The sequence below is a fragment of the Mycobacterium sp. 360MFTsu5.1 genome, assembly GCF_000383495.1.
Classification (GTDB): Bacteria; Actinomycetota; Actinomycetes; order Mycobacteriales; family Mycobacteriaceae; genus Mycobacterium; species Mycobacterium mucogenicum_B.
In genome coordinates this window covers 329,748-347,742 of sequence record NZ_KB911465.1, presented here as the reverse complement: position 1 = coordinate 347,742, position 17,995 = coordinate 329,748, and the positions used below count along the sequence as shown (strand labels likewise).

Sequence of the window (17,995 nt, the reverse complement as noted above, 5' to 3'; positions counted from 1 at the left end):
GTCTTGGTACTCGGCGAGGCAACGTGGCACGCTGTTGCCGTGGAGCTGTATCCGGGTGACATCAAGTCGGTTCTCCTGTCTCAGGAGCAGGTTCAGGCGCGCATCGCCGAGATGGCCGCGCTCATCGCCGAGGACTATCGCGCCGACTCCGGCGACCAGGACCTCCTGCTGATCACGGTGCTCAAGGGCGCGGTCATGTTCGTCACCGACCTGGCCCGCGCGATCCCGCTGCCGACGCAGCTGGAGTTCATGGCGGTCAGCTCGTACGGGTCGTCGACCTCGTCGTCGGGCGTCGTGCGCATCCTCAAGGACCTCGACCGCGACATCAGCGGCCGCGACGTGCTGATCGTCGAAGACATCATCGACTCCGGCCTGACGCTGTCGTGGCTGCTGCGCAACCTGGCGACCCGCGGCCCGCGCACGCTGCGCGTGTGCACGCTGCTGCGCAAGCCCGACGCCATGCGCGCCGACATCGACGTCGCGCACATCGGGTTCGACATCCCGGACGAGTTCGTCGTCGGCTACGGCCTGGACTACGACGAGCGCTACCGCGACCTGCCGTACATCGGCACGCTCGATCCGAAGGTGTACGAACAGCGCTAATGGGCGCAGAATCGCAGGCATGCCTACCGCGCTCCGGATCTGCCCCTTCTGTGAAGCCACCTGCGGCCTGACCCTCACCATCGACGACGGCCGTGTCACGGGCGCGCGTGGTGACCACGACGACGTCTTCAGCGCGGGCTTCATCTGCCCCAAGGGCGCGAGCTTCGGTGAGCTCGACAACGATCCCGACCGGCTGACCCGCCCGCTCGTCCGCCGTGACGGCGTGCTGACCGAGGCCACCTGGGACGAGGCCTACGCCGTCGTCGCCGAACGGCTCGGCGCCGTCATCGCCGCGCACGGTGGCGCGTCGGTCGGGGTGTACCTGGGCAACCCGAACGCGCACACGATCGCGGGCGCGCTGTATGCCCCGCTGATCCTCAAAGCCCTGGGCACCCGCCAGGTGTTCAGCGCCAGCACCCTCGACCAGATGCCCAAACACGTTGCGCTGGGCCTGATGTTCGGCAGCCCGGGCGCGTTCACGGTGCCGGACCTCGACCGCACCGACCACCTGGTGATCATCGGCGCGAATCCGCTGGTGTCCAACGGCAGCGTGACGACGGCCGCCGACTTCCCCGGCAAGCTGCGGGCGCTGAAGAAGCGCGGCGGCAAGCTCGTCGTGATCGACCCGGCGCGTACCCAGACCGCCAAGCTCGCCGACCGGCACCTGGCGCCGCGCCCCGGGACCGACGCCGCGCTGCTGCTGGCCGTCGTGCACGTGCTGTTCGACGAGGGCCTCGTCGATCTCGGTGCGAACGCCGAGTACGTCATCGGCGTCGAGCAGGTCCGGGCGCTGGCCGCCGACTTCGCGCCCGAAGCGGTCGAACAGGCCTGCGGCGTCGGTGCCGACGAGATCCGCGAATTGGCCCGCGAACTCGCGGCGGCGCCGACGGCGGCGGTGTACGGCCGGATCGGCACCTCCACAGTCGAATTCGGCACGATCGGCAGCTGGCTCGTCGACGTCGTCAACATCCTCACCGGCAACCTGGACCGGCCCGGCGGGGTGATGTTCCCGCTGGGTGCGGCGGTCCCGGCGCCGCGGCCACCGAAGCCCGGCCGCGGGTTCCGGACGGGCCGGTGGGCCAGCCGGGTGTCCGGGTACCCCGAGGTGATGTCCGAGTTGCCGGCCACCGCGCTCGCCGAGGAGATCGATACCGCGGGCGACGGGCAGATCAAGGCGATGATCACCATCGCCGGGAATCCCGTGCTGTCCGCGCCGGACGGCGACCGGCTCGACAAGGCCTTGGACAGTGTCGAATTCATGCTGTCGGTCGACCCCTATCTCAACGAGACCACGCGGCATGCCGACGTCATCCTGCCCCCGCCCCCGCCCTCGCAGAGTCCCCATTTCGACGTCCTGCTGAACAACCTCGCGGTGCGCAACAACGTGCGCTACTCGCCGCCGGTGCTGCCGCTGGACGACCGGCCCGGCGAGGCCGAGATTCTGTCGCGTATCGCGTTGGTCCTGTCCGGCCTTGGGGCACAAGCGGATCCCGCACTGGTCGATGCGCAGGTGATCGCGATGACCTTGGCCAAGGAGACGCAAGACCCCGATTCGCCGGTCGCCGGACGCGACGTCGACGAACTGACCGCCAGGCTCCCCGCGGCCCCCGGCTACGAGCGCCGCCTCGACATGATGCTGCGGCTCGGGCCCTACGGTGACACATTCGGCGCCAAGCCCGACGGCCTCACACTCGAGAAGCTCAAGGCCAATCCGCACGGTATCGATCTGGGCGCGATGCAGCCGAGAATCCCCGAGGTGCTCCGAACCCCCAGCGGCAGAATCGAACTCGCGCCGGAACCGATCGTGGCGGACGTGGTGCGGCTACGCGAGGCGCTGAGCCGCTCGGCGGGCGGTTTCCTGCTGATCGGCCGCCGCCACCTGCGCTCCAACAACAGCTGGATGCACAACCTGCCCGCGCTCTCGGGTGGTTCCAACCGCTGCACCCTGCAGATTCACCCCGACGACGCCGCCGATCTCGGTCTCACCGACATCGCCATCATCAAGGGCCCGGGCGGCGAACTGCTCGCGCCGATCGAGGTGACCGACGTGATGCGGCGCGGCGTGGTGTCATTGCCGCACGGCTGGGGCCACAACCGCGGTGGCACCGGTCAGCAGCTCGCGAGCAGCCATCCCGGCGTCAACGTCAACCAGCTCAACGACGGCACCCACCTGGACCGGCTGTCGGGTACCGCGGTGCTCAACGGGATTCCGGTGGAAATCTCGGCGGCGGGTTAACCCAGCTCCCAGATCACCGTCACCGAGAAGCTGACGGTCTGCTGGCCGGGGGACAGCGGCACGGATTCGGCCATGGCCATCCGCGGCACCGGCATGGGCGTCGGGGTGGTGCCGCCGGTGGCCTCGGAGATCGAGACGACCTTGCCCAGGCTCAGCCCGGACAGCTGCGCGTACTGCTGGGCGCGGTCCTTGGCGTCGTTGAAGGCATGCGTGCGGGCATCTTTCACCAGCTGCGAGTCGTCGTCGATCGAGTAGGCGACGTTGCTGATCCGCGTGGCATTGCCGCCCGCGGTGACGATCTTCGCCAGCACCTGCGACGCGGTATCGAGCTTGCGGACCTTGATGTCGATGGTGTTGCTGGCCCGGTATCCGGTGATGACGGAGTCGCGGTAGTCGGGCTGCAGCTCGACCTGCTTGGTAGCGATGTCCTTCTTGTCGATACCGGCCCCGGTCAGTGCATCGATCACCGCCTGCTGGCGGCTGCTGGTCTGGTTCATGGCGGCGGTGACGTCGGGCGCGGTCGCCTCGATGGACGCGGTGACGTTCAGGGTGTCCGGCGTGCCCTGGACCTTGCCGTTGCCGACGACGGTGACCTGGCGGCTCTCCGGCTTGGCGTCGTCGGAACCACAACCGGCGACGCCGACAGCCGTGGCGATCGCTATTCCGGCAAGGGTCAGGGCGGCAGTACGTCGGGTCGCAAATGGCATGGTTTTCAGCGTACCGACGCGTCTTTGGTGTGCTCGGCGATCGCGTTGCCGACGGCTTCGCCGACCCGGCCGAACAGCTGGTCGCGCAGGCCTTTTGCCCATTCGTGCGAGGCGAGCGGCGCGGTGAGCTGACCCTTGAAATGCGGGATCACCTCACGGGCGAACAGTTCGTACGAGTGCATGGTGGCCGCCGGCGGCGCCCAGTCGTGGCCCAGCATCAGGAACGTGCCGAAGCCGCCGGAACGGTCCAGCATGTCCTGGATATAGCCGATGCAGTCGGCGGGCGTGCCGATACAGCAATTGCCTTTGGCCGCATAGTCTTCGACGAACTGCCGGGACGTCGGCGCCGGACCGGTCTGGCTGCCCAGCGGGACGAAGCCGGCCGCGCCGAAGTAATTCGAGAAGTCCTCCAGGCCGTAGGTGCAGTCCTCGATGGCCTGCTCCCGGGTGTCGGCCAGGTGCACGACGCCAAGCACCCGCCAGCTCCGCCGGTCCGGCTCGGGCCGGCCGGCCTTCTTGGCCTGGTCACACACCAGGTCCCACGTCGTCTCGAGGGCGGCGTAGCCGCCGGGTACCGACATCGACAGCGACAGCAGCGACGTGCCCAGCTGTCCGGCCAGTCGCGGCCCGGATGGGGAAACCATTGCCGCCGTAGATATTTCGGGATACGGCCAGGTGTACGGCCGGATGTGCAGTGCGGCGTCGCGCAGCGTGAACCAGTCGGTCTCCCGCGAGATGCGTTCGTCGGGGCCGGCCCGGAACAGGGCCAGGATGGCTTCGAGCGACTGCTGCATCATCGGCCGCTGGTTCACCGGGTCGATGCCCATCATGTAGGCGTCCGACGGCAGCGCACCCGGGCCCGTCCCGAACATCACCCGGCCGCGGGTCAGATGGTCGAGCAGCACCCAGCGGTCGGCGACCATCAGTGGGTGGTGGTACGGCAGCGACACCACGCCGGTTCCGAACCGGATGTTCTTGGTGCGTTCGGCCGCCGTGGCGATGAAAACCTCGGGGCAGGCGATCAATTCGTAACCGCCGGAATGATGTTCGCCGTACCAGACCTCGTCGTACCCCAGCCGGTCCAGCGCCGTGGTGCGCTCCAGGTCGTATTCCAGTGCGGTGGTGGGAGATTGGCCGACCGGGTGGAACGGTGTGATGAAAGCTCCGAAATCCAGTGGGCGACCAGTCATTTCAGTCCTAATCCGTCGATGAATTCGATGAGTATCGCGTTGACCTCGTCGGGACGTTCCTGCTGCAGCCAGTGCCCGGCGCTGTCGATCATGACCTCGCGGTAGTCGCCGGCGACGACGTCCCGGACCCGGTCGCGTGGCGTGAAGGTCAGTACGGGGTCGGCGCTGCCGGCCACGAACAGCGTCGGCACCGTGATGGTCGGTGCGGGGGTGGTCTCCGTCAGCTCCCAGTTGCGGTCGAAGTTGCGGTACCAGTTCAGTGGTCCGGTGAAGCCGCTCTCGGTGAAAGCCGTGACATACGGCTCGAATTCGTCTTCGGTGAGCCAGTCGGGCAGCGGCGGCAGCGGGTGGTCGACGAGCGTGTCTGGTGGTGCCGCGAAGCCCTCCTCGGCGACCATCCGGCGCATCGAGCTGTACGGATCGCGGCCCAGGGCCGCGTCGGCCACGCCGGGTTCCTGGAAATACAGCATGTAGAAGTAGTTGTCGCCGACCCGCCGGCGCCAGATTTCGGTCGGCGGCGCCGACGCCCGCGGCACCGGCGGCACACTCAGCGTCGCGACGGCCGTCACCCGGTCCGGGTGCAACAGCGCGAAGTTGCACACCACCGGGGAGCCCCAGTCGTGCCCGACGACCACCGCGCGCTCGGCGCCGACGTCGTCGAGCAGGCCGGCCAGGTCCCCGGTGAGGTGGACAATGTCATAGTCCTCGATGGCCGGCGGGCGTGATGAGCCGCCGTAGCCGCGTTGGTCGGGTGCGAGCACGTGGTAGCCGGCCGCGGCGAGCGCGGGAATCTGATGCCGCCAGGAGTGTGCGAGTTCCGGGAACCCGTGCGCCAGCACCACGACGGGAGCGCCACGGTCACCCGCCTCCGTGACCTGCAACTGCACGCCATTGGTCTCGACTGACCGTTTGGTGGACGTCATCACCGTTTCACCAAAGCACAGGTTTCCCTCCGGGAACTGCCGATCGTTTGCATAGCGGTAACCTGTGAACTATCCCGCATCTGTGTATCGGAAGGACCTGGCCGACGAGTATTCGCCGGCCGAAATATGTCGATGAAGCGAAAAAACGTCATCCGCACCCTGACCGTCGTCGCGGTCGTGTTGCTGCTGGGTTGGTCTTTCTTCTATTTCAGTGATGACACGCGTGGTTATCACCAGGTCGACACGTCTGTGGCGGTCGCTCAGATCAACGCCGGGAACGTCACCGGCGCCCAGATCGACGATCGCGAACAGCAGGTCCGGCTGGACCTGAAGAGCGTCAGCGCCGACACCGACAACAGCAACAAGATCATCACGTCGTTCCCGACGGGCTACGCGGTGCCGCTGTTCGATGCGCTCAACGCGAAGAACGTCAAGACCAAGACCGTCGTGAACCAGGGCAGCATCCTCAGCTCGCTGCTGATCTACCTGCTGCCGCTGCTGCTGCTCGTCGGCCTGTTCTTCATGTTCTCCCGCATGCAGGGCGGCGGCCGCATGGGCTTCGGCTTCGGCAAGTCGCGCGCCAAGATGCTCGGCAAGGACATGCCGAAGACGACTTTCGCCGACGTCGCCGGTGTCGACGAGGCCGTCGAAGAGCTCTACGAGATCAAAGACTTCCTGCAGAACCCGAGCCGCTACCAGGCCCTCGGCGCCAAGATCCCCAAGGGCGTGCTGCTCTACGGCCCGCCCGGAACGGGTAAGACGCTGCTGGCGCGCGCCGTCGCCGGTGAGGCCGGGGTTCCGTTCTTCACGATTTCTGGCTCGGACTTCGTCGAGATGTTCGTCGGCGTCGGTGCCTCCCGCGTCCGCGACCTGTTCGAGCAGGCCAAGCAGAACAGCCCGTGCATCATCTTCGTCGACGAGATCGACGCTGTCGGCCGCCAGCGCGGCGCCGGCCTGGGCGGTGGCCACGACGAGCGCGAGCAGACGCTGAACCAGCTGCTGGTCGAGATGGACGGCTTCGGCGACCGCCAGGGCGTCATCCTGATCGCCGCCACCAACCGGCCCGACATCCTGGACCCGGCGCTGCTGCGTCCCGGCCGCTTCGATCGGCAGATCCCGGTCTCGGCGCCCGACCTGGCCGGCCGCAAGGCCGTGCTGCGGGTGCACTCGGCCGGCAAGCCCATCGCCCCCGACGCCGACCTCGACGGCCTGGCCAAGCGGACCGTCGGCATGTCCGGCGCCGACCTGGCCAACGTCATCAACGAGGCCGCGCTGCTGACCGCCCGCGAGAACGCCACCGTGATCACCGGTCCGGCGCTGGAGGAAGCCGTCGACCGCGTCGTCGGTGGTCCGCGCCGCAAGGGCCGCATCATCAGCGAGCTGGAAAAGAAGATCACCGCGTACCACGAGGCCGGGCACACGCTGGCCGGCTGGGCCATGCCGCACCTGGACCCGGTGTACAAGGTGACGATCCTGGCCCGCGGCCGCACCGGCGGGCACGCCGTCGCCGTCCCCGAGGACGACAAGGGCATGCAGACCCGCTCCGAACTGATCGCGCGTTTGGTGATGGCCATCGGCGGCCGCGCCGCCGAGGAGCTGATCTTCCGTGAGCCCACCACGGGCGCGGTGTCCGACATCGAGAACGCCACCAAGATCGCGCGTGCCATGGTCACGGAATTCGGCATGAGCGCGAGGCTGGGCGCGGTCCGGTACGGCACCGAACACGGCGACCCCTTCCTGGGCCGCACCATGGGCACGCAGGCCGACTACAGCCACGAGGTCGCGCAGCTCATCGATGACGAGGTCCGCAAGCTCATCGAGGCCGCGCACACCGAAGCCTGGGACGTGCTGACGCAGTACCGCGACCAGCTGGACACGCTGGCCGGCGAGCTGCTCGAGAAGGAGACGCTGCACCGCCCCGACCTGGAGCGCATCCTGGTCGACGTCGAGAAGCGGCCCCGCCTGACGATGTTCGACGACTTCGGTGGCCGGATCCCGTCGGAGAAGCCGCCCATCAAGACGCCGGGCGAGCTGGCCATCGAGCGCGGCGAGCCGTGGCCGCCGCCTGTAAAGGAGCCGGCGTTCAAGGCGGCCATCGCCGCGGCCAGCCAGGCCGCGGCCGGAGCCGGGGTGAACGGCACCAACGGCGCGCACGCCGCGCCGAACGGCCAGCCCCAGCACGGCCAGACCCAGCCGAACTACGGCGCACCCGCGGGCTGGCAGGCCCCGGGCTGGCCGCCGCAGCATGGCCATGGCCACCACGGCCAGCAGGGCCAGTGGTACCCGCAGCCGGGCTGGGGACAACCCGGCCCGTCGCAGGGCTACCAGCCGTATCCGCAGCAGCCGGCACCGCCGCCTGCCAAGCCCAACGACGAGTAGGCGCATAGATGACGCGGTCGCAGATCCATTCGGCCAGGCTCACCCCGCCGAAGTTCGATCACGATCGAGCCGAAGCAGCAGTGCGTGAGCTGCTGCTCGCCGTGGGCGAGGACCCGGACCGGGACGGGCTCCGGGACACCCCCGGCCGCGTCGCCCGCGCCTTCGAGGAGATCTTCGGCGGGCTGTACACCGACCCCGACTCGGTGCTCGACACCACCTTCGACGAGGGCCACGACGAGCTCGTGCTGGTCAAGGACATCCCGATGTACTCGACGTGTGAGCACCACCTGGTGTCGTTCCACGGCGTCGCGCATGTCGGCTACATCCCGGGCGAGGACGGCCGGGTGACCGGGCTGTCCAAGATCGCCCGCCTGGTCGACCTGTACGCCAAGCGGCCCCAGGTGCAGGAACGGCTGACCGGTCAGATCGCCGACGCCCTGATGCGCAAGCTGAACCCGCAGGGCGCCATCGTGGTGATCGAGGCCGAGCACCTGTGCATGGCGATGCGCGGGGTCCGCAAGCCCGGCGCGGTGACCACCACCTCGGCGGTGCGCGGCCAGTTCAAGACCTGCGCGTCGTCGCGAGCCGAGGCGCTGGATCTGATCCTGCGGAAGTGAATCCCGTCGCTCCGCTCGCCCAGGCCGTGACACTTTCCACGCAGGTCATGGGCGTCGTCAACGTCACGGCCGACTCGTTCTCCGACGGTGGACGCTTCCTCGACCACCATCGCGCGATCGAGCACGGTCTGGCGCTGGCGGCCCAGGGAGCGCAGATCATCGACGTCGGTGGGGAGTCCACCCGGCCCGGCGCCGCCCGGCTGGATCCCGAGGTCGAACGCGGCCGCATCCTGCCGGTGATCAGAGAGCTTGTCGCACAAGGCATCACGGTCAGCGTCGACACCATGCACGCCGACGTGGCCGAGGCCGCACTGGAATGCGGCGTGCACATCGTCAACGACGTTTCAGGTGGCCGGGCCGATCCGAACATGGCCCCGCTGCTGGCGGGCGCGCGGGTGCCGTGGGTGCTGATGCACTGGCGCGAGGTCGATGCCGAGCAGCCGCACCGGATCCCGGAGTACGCCGACGTCGTGGCCGATGTCCGGGCCGAACTCCTCACCGCGGTCGACGACGCGGTGGCGGCCGGCGTCGATCCGGGCAACCTGATCATCGATCCGGGTCTGGGCTTCGCCAAGTCGGCGCAGCACAACTGGGCGCTGCTGCGGGCGCTGCCCGAATTCGTGGCCACCGGCATCCCGGTGCTGGTCGGGGCGTCGCGCAAGCGGTTCCTTGGCACCCTGCTGGCCGATGCCGACGGCACGCCGCGCGCACCCGACGGCCGGGAGACGGCCACCGCGGTGATCTCGGCGCTGGCGGCGCAGCAGGGCGCGTGGGGAGTGCGGGTGCATGATGTGCAGGCGTCGGTTGATGCGGTGAAGGTGGTGGGGGCCTGGCATGGCTGATCGAATCGAACTGCGGGGCTTGACCGTTCGTGGCAACCACGGCGTCTTCGACCACGAGCGGCAGGACGGGCAGGACTTCATTGTCGACATCACGGTGTGGATCGACCTGGTCGCGGCCGCGATGAGCGACGAGTTGTCGGACACCCTGGACTACGGCGCGCTGGCGCAGCAGGCCGCCGACATCATCGCGGGGCCGCCGCGGAATCTGATCGAGACGGTGTCGGCCGAGATCGCCGACTCGGTGATGACCGACCAGCGCGTCCACGCCGTCGAGGTGGTGCTGCACAAGCCCAGTGCGCCGATCCCGTTGACGTTCAAGGACGTTGCGGTCGTGGCGCGCCGGTCGAGGCGGGGCGGTCGTGGCTAGCGTCGTTCTTTCCATCGGCTCCAACCTGGGCGACCGGCTCGCTCACCTGCAGTCGGTGGTCTCGGGGCTGCGCGGTGGGGTCCGGGCCGTCTCCCCGGTTTACGAGACGGCGGCCTGGGGCGGTGTCGAGCAGGGGCCGTTCCTCAACGCCGTGCTGCTGGCCGACGATCCCGGCCTCGACGGTCCCGGCTGGCTGCGGCGGGCCCACGAGTTCGAGAACGCGGCGGACCGGGTGCGCGAACAGCGTTGGGGCCCACGAACTCTCGATGTCGACATCGTCAGCTGCCACGACGGCGACGGCGAAGTGCGCTCTGACGATCCGGTCCTCACATTGCCGCATCCGCTGGCGCACCAGCGCGCTTTCGTGCTGGTGCCGTGGCTGGCCGCCGACCCCGCCGCCCAACTGCGAGGTGTTCCGGTCACCGAGCTGCTGGCCGCCATCGACGCCGGCGAGCGCGACGGCGTGCGCCGCACCGACCTGGCGCTGGTGCCCTGATGGGACCCACCCGGAAGCGGGACCTGGCGATCGGCACGGCGCTGGCCACGGTCGTCGCGTACCTGCTGGTGATCGTGGTGTACCGCTGGTTCCCACCGATCACGGTGTGGACGGGCTTGTCGCTGTTGGTTTTTGCCGCCGTGGAGGCGGGCTGGGCGTTCTTCCTGCGGGCCAAGATCCGCGACGGTGCCATCGGGGTGGGGGCCGGCCGGATCCATCCGCTGGCGGTCGCGCGGTCGGTGGTGGTGGCCAAGGCGTCGGCCTGGGTCGGTGCGCTGGCCCTCGGCTGGTGGCTCGGCGTGCTCGGTTACGTGCTCCCGCGGCGCGGTGTACTGCGGGTGGCCGCGGCCGATTTCCCGGGTGTGACGGTCGCCGCGGTGAGTGCGCTGGCCCTGGTGGTGGCGAGTCTGTGGTTGCAGCATTGCTGCCGCGCACCGCTGGACCCGCCGGAGAAGTCCGACGGCGCAACCGAATAGGTAACGATCCGTCCGGACGGGGTGTCGGTCGACCTGCGATGGGAAGGCAAAACGGTACAGTCAGCCCATGATCGATCCGACCCGGGCTGCGCGCGGCAGGCGTGCGAACCGCAGGCCGGGTTGGTTGCTGCTGACGGCGTTGCTGGTGCTCGCGATCATCGCCAGTTCCGCGCTGGTGTTCACCGATCAGGTCGAGTTGCTGAAACTCGCCGTGGTCATTGCCCTGTGGGCCGCGGTGGCGGCGGCGTTCGCCTCGTTCATCTACCGGCGCCAGGCCGATCTGGACCAGGCCCGGGCCCGCGACCTCAAGCTCGTGTACGACCTGCAGCTGGACCGCGAGATCGCGGCGCGTCGCGAATACGAACTGTCGCTGGAATCGCATCTGCGCCGTGAGCTGGCCTCCGAACTGCGCGCCCAGTCGGCCGACGAGGTCGCGGCGCTGCGTGCGGAGCTGGCCGCGCTGCGCGCCAACCTCGAGTTCTACTTCGACACCGATCTGGCCCACCGCCCGGCGCTCGAGACCGACCGCAGCGGGCAGTCCGCGCCGGTCGGCCGCGTCGTCGCCAGCCGGATCGACACCGAGGACCGGCCGGACCTGATGTCGGAGCCGAACACCGAAGAGAGCCCCATCATCGACGTGGCGGCCGAGCCGCACGTACCGCCGGATCCCTGGGCACCGCCGCCCCCGCCGCCGCAGCCGCCGTTCGGTGGCGCGCACCGTCTGCCCCCGCAGCCGGCGCCGTCCGACTGGCAGCCCACCCCGGCCGAGGGCCAGTGGATTCCGGCCGGTCAGCCCGGCAGCAACTGGGCCCCGGTGACGCCGGAACCGACGCCGCCTCCGCCGCCGGTCCAGGACCGTGGTCCCGAGCCGACCATGACCCTGCCGGTCGTCCCGCCCGCTCCCGAGCCGACCCCCGAACCGCCGCGCCGCGGCCGCCACGGGGCCCCCGTCGAGCCGCCCGCGACAGAGACCCCTGTCACATCCGGTCGTCGGCGCCGCGCCGAACCGGACGACGAACCCGCAGGTCAGCACGTTGGCGGGCAACCGGCGGCGGAATTGCTGGCGCGGCTGCAGGCCAACACCAGCGGCGGCGGCCGTCGACGTCGCCGCGAGGACTGAGCTACGCTCTGCGGTGACCGTCCGGTACCTGCCGAGCAGGACTGGAACGAGGAGAAACCACCAATTGTGAGGTCGCTGCAATGAAGCAGCTCGACGGACTGCGTCCGGCCCGGCTCACTGTCGGAATCATTTCCGCAGGGCGGGTCGGCAGTGCGCTGGGTGTGGCGCTCGAGCGCGCCGACCACGTCGTCGTCGCGTGTAGCGCGATCTCCCACGCGTCGCGCGGCCGTGCCGAGCGCCGGCTGCCCGACACCCAGGTATTGCCCGCGCACGACGTCGCCGCCAAGGCCGAACTTCTGCTGCTGGCCGTGCCCGACGCCGAGCTGACGTCCGTCGTCGCCGGCCTGGCGGCCACCGGTTCGGTCCGGCCCGGGACCATCGTCGTGCACACCTCGGGCGCCAACGGCATCGCCGTGCTGGCCCCGCTGACCGAGCAGGGCTGTATCCCGCTGGCCATCCACCCGGCCATGACGTTCACCGGCGCGGACGAAGACATCACCCGGCTGTCGGAGACCTGTTTCGGCATCACCGCGGCCGACGACATCGGCTACGCCATCGCCCAATCCCTTGTTCTCGAAATCGGCGGCGAACCGTTCCGGGTTCGCGAAGACGCCCGCACGCTCTATCACGCGGCCCTGGCGCACGCCGGCAATCACGTCATCACCGTCGTCCTCGATGCCGTCGAAGCCCTGCGCGATGCGCTGGCCGGGCAGGAACTGCTGGGACAGGAACTCGTCACGGGCGACCCCGCCGGCATCGCCGAGCGCATCCTCGCGCCGCTGGCGCGGGCTTCCCTGGAGAACGCGCTGCAGCGCGGGCAGAGTGCGCTGACGGGCCCGGTGGCCCGGGGTGACGGCGCCGCTGTCGCGGCCCACCTGCGCGTCATGGAAGAAGTGAATCCCGAACTGGCGCAGGCATATCGGGCCATGTCGCTGCGCACCGCACAACGTGCCCACGCACCCGAAGAGGTTTTCGCCGTGTTGAACGACTCAGGGAGAGCGCAGTGACCGATCGCAGGCCGCCGAAGTTCACCGCCGGCGAGCTGAACCTCTACACCAACCCGACCGACGTGTCGGATGTGTCGCGGGTGCTGCGCGCGACAGGGCGCCGCGTGATGCTCGTGCCGACCATGGGCGCGCTGCACGAGGGTCACCTGGAGCTGGTGCGTTCGGCCAAGAAGGTGCCCGGCGCCGTCGTGGTGGTATCGATCTTCGTCAACCCCTTGCAGTTCGGCGCGGGTGAGGACCTGGACGCCTACCCGCGGACGCTGGACTCCGACGTCGAGCTGCTGCGGGGCGAGGACGTCGACATCGTCTTCGCGCCCAGCGCTGCCGCGATGTACCCCAACGGCCAGCGCACCACCGTCGTCCCGGGCCCGCTGGGTGCCGAGCTGGAGGGCGGCTCGCGGCCGACGCACTTCGCCGGGATGCTGACGGTGGTGCTCAAGCTGCTGAACATCGTGCGACCCGATCGCGCGTTCTTCGGCGAAAAGGATTACCAGCAGCTGGTTCTGGTGCGCCAGATGGTCGACGACCTCGACCTCGACGTGCGCATCCAGGCGGTGCCGATCGTGCGCGAGTCCGACGGACTGGCCATGTCGTCGCGCAACCGCTACCTCGATGCTGAACAGCGCGAACAGGCCGGGGCATTGTCCGCGGCGCTGCTCGCCGGCAAGTACTCCGCGTCGCACGGCGCGGCCGCCGCACTCGATGCGGCCCGGGCGGTCCTCGATGAGGTACCCGCCATCGACGTCGACTATCTGGAGGTCCGGGACCCATGGCTGGGTCCGGCACCGGCTTCGGGCCCGGCCCGCTTGCTGGTGGTGGGCCGGCTCGGCACGACCAGATTGTTGGACAACATCGCCATCGATATCGGTGCATCCGCAGGGATCGACGGTCACCCCAATGTGGGGTCTGCCATCGGCAATGACGGTAGCCACGAATTACCTTGGAGGAATTGATGTTTCGCACCATGCTGAAGTCCAAGATTCACCGGGCCACGGTGACGCAGGCGGACCTGCACTACGTGGGTTCGGTGACCATCGACGCCGACCTGATGGACGCCGCCGACATCCTCGAGGGCGAGCAGGTCACCATCGTCGACATCGACAACGGCAACCGGCTGGTCACCTACGCCATCACCGGTGAGCGCGGTACCGGCATCATCGGGATCAACGGCGCCGCAGCGCATCTCATCCACCCGGGTGACCTGGTGATCCTCATCGCCTACGCCACCATGGACGACGCCGAGGCCCGCACCTACCAGCCGAACGTCATCTTCGTCGACGCGCAGAACCGGCAGATCGACTTCTCGCACGACGCCGCGCACGTCCCGGACGGTGTCGACGGCCTGCTGTCGCCGCGGTAACGCCGGTGCTGCTGGCAATCGATGTCCGCAACACCCACACCATCGTCGGGTTGATCTCCGGCTCCGGAGATCACGCAAAAGTGGTGCAGAACTGGCGGATTCGGACCGAGTCGGAGGTGACGGCCGACGAGCTCGCGCTGACCATCGACGGCTTGATCGGTGACGACGCCGAAAACCTGCTCGGCGCAACGGGTTTGTCGACAGTGCCGTCGGTGCTGCACGAAATCCGGGTGATGCTGGACCAGTACTGGCCGAAGGTGCCGCACGTGCTGATCGAGCCGGGGGTGCGCACCGGCATCCCGCTGCTGGTCGACAACCCGAAAGAGGTCGGGGCCGACCGCATCGTCAACTGCCTTGCGGCGTACCACAAGTACGGCACCGCGGCCATCGTCGTCGACTTCGGGTCGTCGATCTGCGTCGACGTCGTCTCGGCCAAGGGTGAGTTCCTCGGCGGTGCCATCGCGCCCGGTGTCCAGGTGTCCTCGGACGCCGCGGCGGCGCGGTCGGCGGCGCTGCGCCGCGTCGAATTGACCCGGCCGCGATCGGTGATCGGCAAGAACACCGTCGAGTGCATGCAGGCCGGTGCGGTGTTCGGTTTCGCCGCCCTGGTGGACGGTCTGGTGAACCGGGTACGTGACGACGTCGACGGCTTCGACGGCCACAACGTCACGGTCGTCGCCACCGGGCACACCGCGCAGCTGGTGCTGCCCGATCTGCGGACCGTGCAGCACTACGACAAGAACCTCACCCTCGACGGACTCCGACTGGTCTTCGAGCGCAACCAGCGCAACGCCCGCCGCGGCTAGAAGAACGTCCGGACCAACTCGACCACCCGGTGGTCGGCGTCGAGCACCGGGATCAGTTGCCACTTGTCGAACACCGTGCAGGGGTGTGAGATGCCGAATTCCAGCCAGTCGCCGACGGCCAGGTCCTGGTCGGCCGGTGCCAGCCGCAGGTAGGCGTGCTGGTCGTTGAGCTTCTCGACGCGGCTGTCGGGCCGTCCGTAGGGCACGGGCAGGTCCTGGTCGAACGACACGTCCCGGCGGCCCATGCCCACGATGGCGAGGTCGGGTTCGGGCCGCGACAGCACCTGCGCCCACACGCTGAGCGCGGGCTCCAGGTGGGCGTCGTCGGTACGGCCCAGCGGTGTCGTGCGGGCGTACAGACCGTCGTCGTGCGTCAGGTAGCAGCCGCTGCGCAGGACGGTGTGCACCGTCATGCCCTCGGGCCAGCCGGTCAGGATGTCGGCGACCAGGTCGAAGTACGTGCTGCCGCCGGCCGTCACCAAGATCTCGTCGGTCTCGAACAGCGGGTGCAACCGGATGACGGTGTCCCGCATCGTCTGCAGGTAGCCCGTGACGGCAGCCACCGCGGCGTCGCCGATCTCATGGCCCGTCGCCGCCTCGTATCCGGCGACGCCGACGAGCCGCAGCCGGTCCGAGTCCACCACCGCGCGCGCCACGGCGTCGGCGGTCTCGGCGTCGCGGCAGCCGGTGCGGCCGCCCGGCTGACCGACCTCGACGCAGACGTCCACCTGGCGGCGACGGCCGGTGAGCGCGGACGTCATGAGCTGCACGCCGCGCACCGAGTCCACCCAGCACGTCAGCTCGAAGTCGGGGTTGGCGTCCAGTTCGGCGGCCAGCCACCGCAGCCCGGTGACGTCGACGAGTTCGTTGGCCAGGATGATCCGGCGCACCCCGAACGCGCGGAACACCCGGACCTGGCTGATGGTGGCGGCCGTGACGGCCACCGCACCCGCGCCGAGCTGGCGGGCCAGCAGCTGCGGTGACATGTGGGTCTTGCCGTGCGGCGCGAGCTGTACGCCCCGGCGGCGGCACCAGCGCGCCATGGTGACCATGTTGTGCACCAGGGGCTGCGTACGCAGCGTGCACACCGGCGATACCGCGCCGTCGGCGAACAGACTGGGGCGTCGACGGCACACCTGAGCAGGGGTCTGGCCCCACCACGAGGCCGGCAGTCCTTTGAATTTCCAGTCGATCGGCTCGTGGTCCAGCGCGTCTACGGCGGACTGCTCCAAACTGGTGGCCATGGGCTTCATTTAAGCTGGCATTTCGTGAGCGAAGCCGACAGCCCCGACATTCCCGAGCAGTTCCGCATCCGCCAGGCCAAGCGTGAGCGGCTGCTGGCCGAGGGGCGCGATCCGTATCCGGTCGAGGTGCCGCGTACCCACACCCTGGCAGAGCTGCGGGCGGCGTACCCGGAGCTCGCCGCGGACACCGCGACCGGCGACATCGTCGGTGTGGCAGGGCGCGTCGTGTTCGCCCGGAACTCGGGAAAGCTGTGCTTCGCGACGCTGCAGGAGGGCGACGGCACGCAGCTGCAGGCCATGCTGAGCCTGGACAAGGTGGGCCAGGAGTCGCTCGACGCCTGGAAGGCCGACGTCGACCTGGGCGACATCGTGTTCATCGAGGGCGAGGTCATCAGTTCCCGCCGCGGTGAATTATCTGTGCTTGCCCAGAACTGGCAAATTGTGTCCAAGGCCCTGCGACCGCTTCCCGTCGCGCACAAGGAACTCAATGAAGAGACCCGGGTCCGGCAGCGGTACATCGACCTGATCGTGCGCCCCGAGGCCCGCAATGTCGCCCGGCAGCGCATTGCGGTGGTGCGGGCATTGCGCTCGGCATTGGAGCGTCGCGGTTTTCTCGAAGTCGAGACCCCGATGTTGCAGACGCTGCCCGGTGGCGCCGCGGCGCGGCCATTCATCACGCACTCCAACGCGCTCGATGCGGATCTGTACCTGCGCATCGCGCCCGAGTTGTTCCTGAAGCGTTGCCTGGTGGGTGGCTTCGAGAAGGTTTTTGAGCTTAATCGGAACTTTCGCAACGAGGGCGCGGATTCCACGCATTCACCGGAATTTGCGATGTTGGAGACATATCAGGCCTACGGCACATATGACGATTCCGCGATTGTGACGCGTGAGCTTATTCAGGAGGTTGCCGACGAGGCCATTGGGACCCGAATGGTCCCGCTGCCGGACGGTTCCACCTATGACCTCGACGGTGAATGGGCGACCGTCGAAATGTATCCGTCGTTGTCGGAAGCGCTGGGTGAGGAGATCACCCCGGAGACTTCCGTCGAGTACCTGTGGAAGGTGGCCGAACGGCTGGGCGCCGAGATTCCCCGCGACCGTGGATACGGCCACGGGAAATTGATCGAGGAACTGTGGGAGCACACCGTCGGTGATCACCTTTGGGCGCCGACGTTCGTCCGGGATTTCCCGGTGGAGACCACGCCGCTCACTCGCGCCCACCGCACTATTCCGGGCGTTACGGAAAAGTGGGATCTGTATGTCCGGAAGTTCGAGCTCGCCACCGGCTATTCGGAGTTGATCGATCCGGTGATTCAACGCGAGCGTTTCGAGGCGCAGGCGCGTGCCGCCGCGGCCGGTGACGACGAGGCAATGCGACTTGATGAGGATTTCCTTATCGCATTGGAGTATGCGATGCCGCCGACGACCGGAACAGGAATGGGACTCGACCGCTTGCTGATGGCGTTGACGGGGTTGACGATTAGGGACACGGTTTTGTTCCCGATTGTGCGGCGTCAAGCGGACTGAAAACTGAGCTGACCCTGAGACTTGTTGAAGGAATTGAACTCCTATGCCAGCATTGTTATGGCAGAGTCGATTCTGCATTTTTCCGAGGCAGAAGG

18 protein-coding genes are annotated in these 17,995 nt (G+C 68.6%); 14 read left to right on the top strand and 4 right to left on the bottom strand.

Translation table 11 applies throughout. From position 1 onward, the window contains the following. Positions 1-3: 3 nt before the first annotated feature. Together hpt and H289_RS0111430 are read left to right on the top strand one after the other, a co-directional pair. Complete coding sequence (gene hpt, locus H289_RS0111435) at positions 4-603, top strand: hypoxanthine phosphoribosyltransferase (RefSeq protein WP_036420423.1); 600 nt, start codon at positions 4-6, stop codon at positions 601-603. A gap of 19 nt (positions 604-622) precedes the next feature. Next, positions 623-2,839: a molybdopterin-dependent oxidoreductase gene (locus H289_RS0111430; RefSeq protein ID WP_020100931.1), complete on the top strand. Its 2,217-nt coding sequence runs from the start codon at positions 623-625 to the stop codon at positions 2,837-2,839. Here the strand turns inward: H289_RS0111430 and H289_RS0111425 are convergent. The 3 genes from H289_RS0111425 to H289_RS0111415 are packed head-to-tail and all read right to left on the bottom strand — an operon-like array spanning position 2,836 to position 5,659. Continuing rightward, positions 2,836-3,546 (bottom strand): SIMPL domain-containing protein, encoded by a 711-nt coding sequence (locus tag H289_RS0111425; protein WP_020100930.1) that lies wholly within the window; start codon positions 3,544-3,546, stop codon positions 2,836-2,838. The genes H289_RS0111430 and H289_RS0111425 overlap by 4 nt on opposite strands. A 5-nt stretch (positions 3,547-3,551) precedes the next feature. Further along, on the bottom strand, positions 3,552-4,736 hold the full coding sequence (locus H289_RS0111420; protein ID WP_020100929.1) for an LLM class flavin-dependent oxidoreductase: 1,185 nt from the start codon (positions 4,734-4,736) through the stop codon (positions 3,552-3,554). Further along, complete coding sequence (locus tag H289_RS0111415; protein WP_020100928.1) at positions 4,733-5,659, bottom strand: alpha/beta fold hydrolase; 927 nt, start codon at positions 5,657-5,659, stop codon at positions 4,733-4,735. Before H289_RS0111415 ends, H289_RS0111420 begins: the two co-directional genes overlap by 4 nt. Positions 5,660-5,791: 132 nt before the next feature. Here H289_RS0111415 and ftsH point away from each other — a divergent pair, with 132 nt between their 5' ends. The 11 genes from ftsH to H289_RS0111360 all read left to right on the top strand — a co-directional run bounded on the left by ftsH (position 5,792) and on the right by H289_RS0111360 (position 15,129). Then, the gene (gene ftsH, locus H289_RS0111410; protein ID WP_029105106.1) at positions 5,792-8,038 is read left to right on the top strand and encodes an ATP-dependent zinc metalloprotease FtsH; all 2,247 of its coding nucleotides are present in this window, start codon (positions 5,792-5,794) and stop codon (positions 8,036-8,038) included. An 8-nt stretch (positions 8,039-8,046) separates the two neighbouring features. After that, positions 8,047-8,655: a GTP cyclohydrolase I FolE gene (folE, locus tag H289_RS0111405; protein ID WP_020100926.1), complete on the top strand. Its 609-nt coding sequence runs from the start codon at positions 8,047-8,049 to the stop codon at positions 8,653-8,655. A gap of 47 nt (positions 8,656-8,702) precedes the next feature. After that, the gene (folP, locus tag H289_RS0111400) at positions 8,703-9,497 is read left to right on the top strand and encodes a dihydropteroate synthase (protein ID WP_029105105.1); all 795 of its coding nucleotides are present in this window, start codon (positions 8,703-8,705) and stop codon (positions 9,495-9,497) included. Then, positions 9,490-9,864 (top strand): dihydroneopterin aldolase, encoded by a 375-nt coding sequence (folB, locus tag H289_RS0111395; protein WP_020100924.1) that lies wholly within the window; start codon positions 9,490-9,492, stop codon positions 9,862-9,864. The genes folP and folB overlap by 8 nt, the downstream gene beginning before the upstream one ends. Then, a complete protein-coding gene (gene folK / locus H289_RS0111390) occupies positions 9,857-10,360 on the top strand; it encodes a 2-amino-4-hydroxy-6-hydroxymethyldihydropteridine diphosphokinase (RefSeq protein ID WP_020100923.1) in 504 nt (167 codons plus the stop codon). The genes folB and folK overlap by 8 nt, the downstream gene beginning before the upstream one ends. Then, positions 10,360-10,836, top strand: a complete 477-nt coding sequence (locus H289_RS0111385; protein WP_020100922.1) for a DUF3180 domain-containing protein — start codon at positions 10,360-10,362, stop codon at positions 10,834-10,836. The genes folK and H289_RS0111385 overlap by 1 nt, the downstream gene beginning before the upstream one ends. A gap of 67 nt (positions 10,837-10,903) precedes the next feature. After that, positions 10,904-11,956 (top strand): DUF6779 domain-containing protein, encoded by a 1,053-nt coding sequence (locus H289_RS0111380; RefSeq protein ID WP_020100921.1) that lies wholly within the window; start codon positions 10,904-10,906, stop codon positions 11,954-11,956. Between the two features lie 80 nt (positions 11,957-12,036). Further along, the gene (locus H289_RS0111375; RefSeq protein ID WP_020100920.1) at positions 12,037-12,963 is read left to right on the top strand and encodes a Rossmann-like and DUF2520 domain-containing protein; all 927 of its coding nucleotides are present in this window, start codon (positions 12,037-12,039) and stop codon (positions 12,961-12,963) included. Next, entirely contained in the window at positions 12,960-13,916 is a 957-nt protein-coding gene (gene panC, locus H289_RS0111370; protein WP_020100919.1) for a pantoate--beta-alanine ligase, read from the top strand. Before H289_RS0111375 ends, panC begins: the two co-directional genes overlap by 4 nt. Further along, positions 13,916-14,323, top strand: coding sequence for an aspartate 1-decarboxylase (gene panD / locus H289_RS0111365; protein ID WP_020100918.1), 408 nt, complete (start codon positions 13,916-13,918; stop codon positions 14,321-14,323). The genes panC and panD overlap by 1 nt, the downstream gene beginning before the upstream one ends. Positions 14,324-14,328: 5 nt before the next feature. Next, positions 14,329-15,129: a type III pantothenate kinase gene (locus H289_RS0111360; RefSeq protein WP_020100917.1), complete on the top strand. Its 801-nt coding sequence runs from the start codon at positions 14,329-14,331 to the stop codon at positions 15,127-15,129. Here H289_RS0111360 and H289_RS0111355 read toward each other — a convergent pair. Further along, a complete protein-coding gene (locus tag H289_RS0111355) occupies positions 15,126-16,373 on the bottom strand; it encodes an alanine racemase (RefSeq protein ID WP_029105104.1) in 1,248 nt (415 codons plus the stop codon). The two genes, H289_RS0111360 and H289_RS0111355, sit on opposite strands and share 4 nt — an antisense overlap. A gap of 24 nt (positions 16,374-16,397) precedes the next feature. Between H289_RS0111355 and lysS the strand changes: the two genes are divergently transcribed. Further along, entirely contained in the window at positions 16,398-17,900 is a 1,503-nt protein-coding gene (lysS, locus tag H289_RS0111350; RefSeq protein ID WP_020100915.1) for a lysine--tRNA ligase, read from the top strand. Positions 17,901-17,995 lie beyond the last annotated feature (95 nt).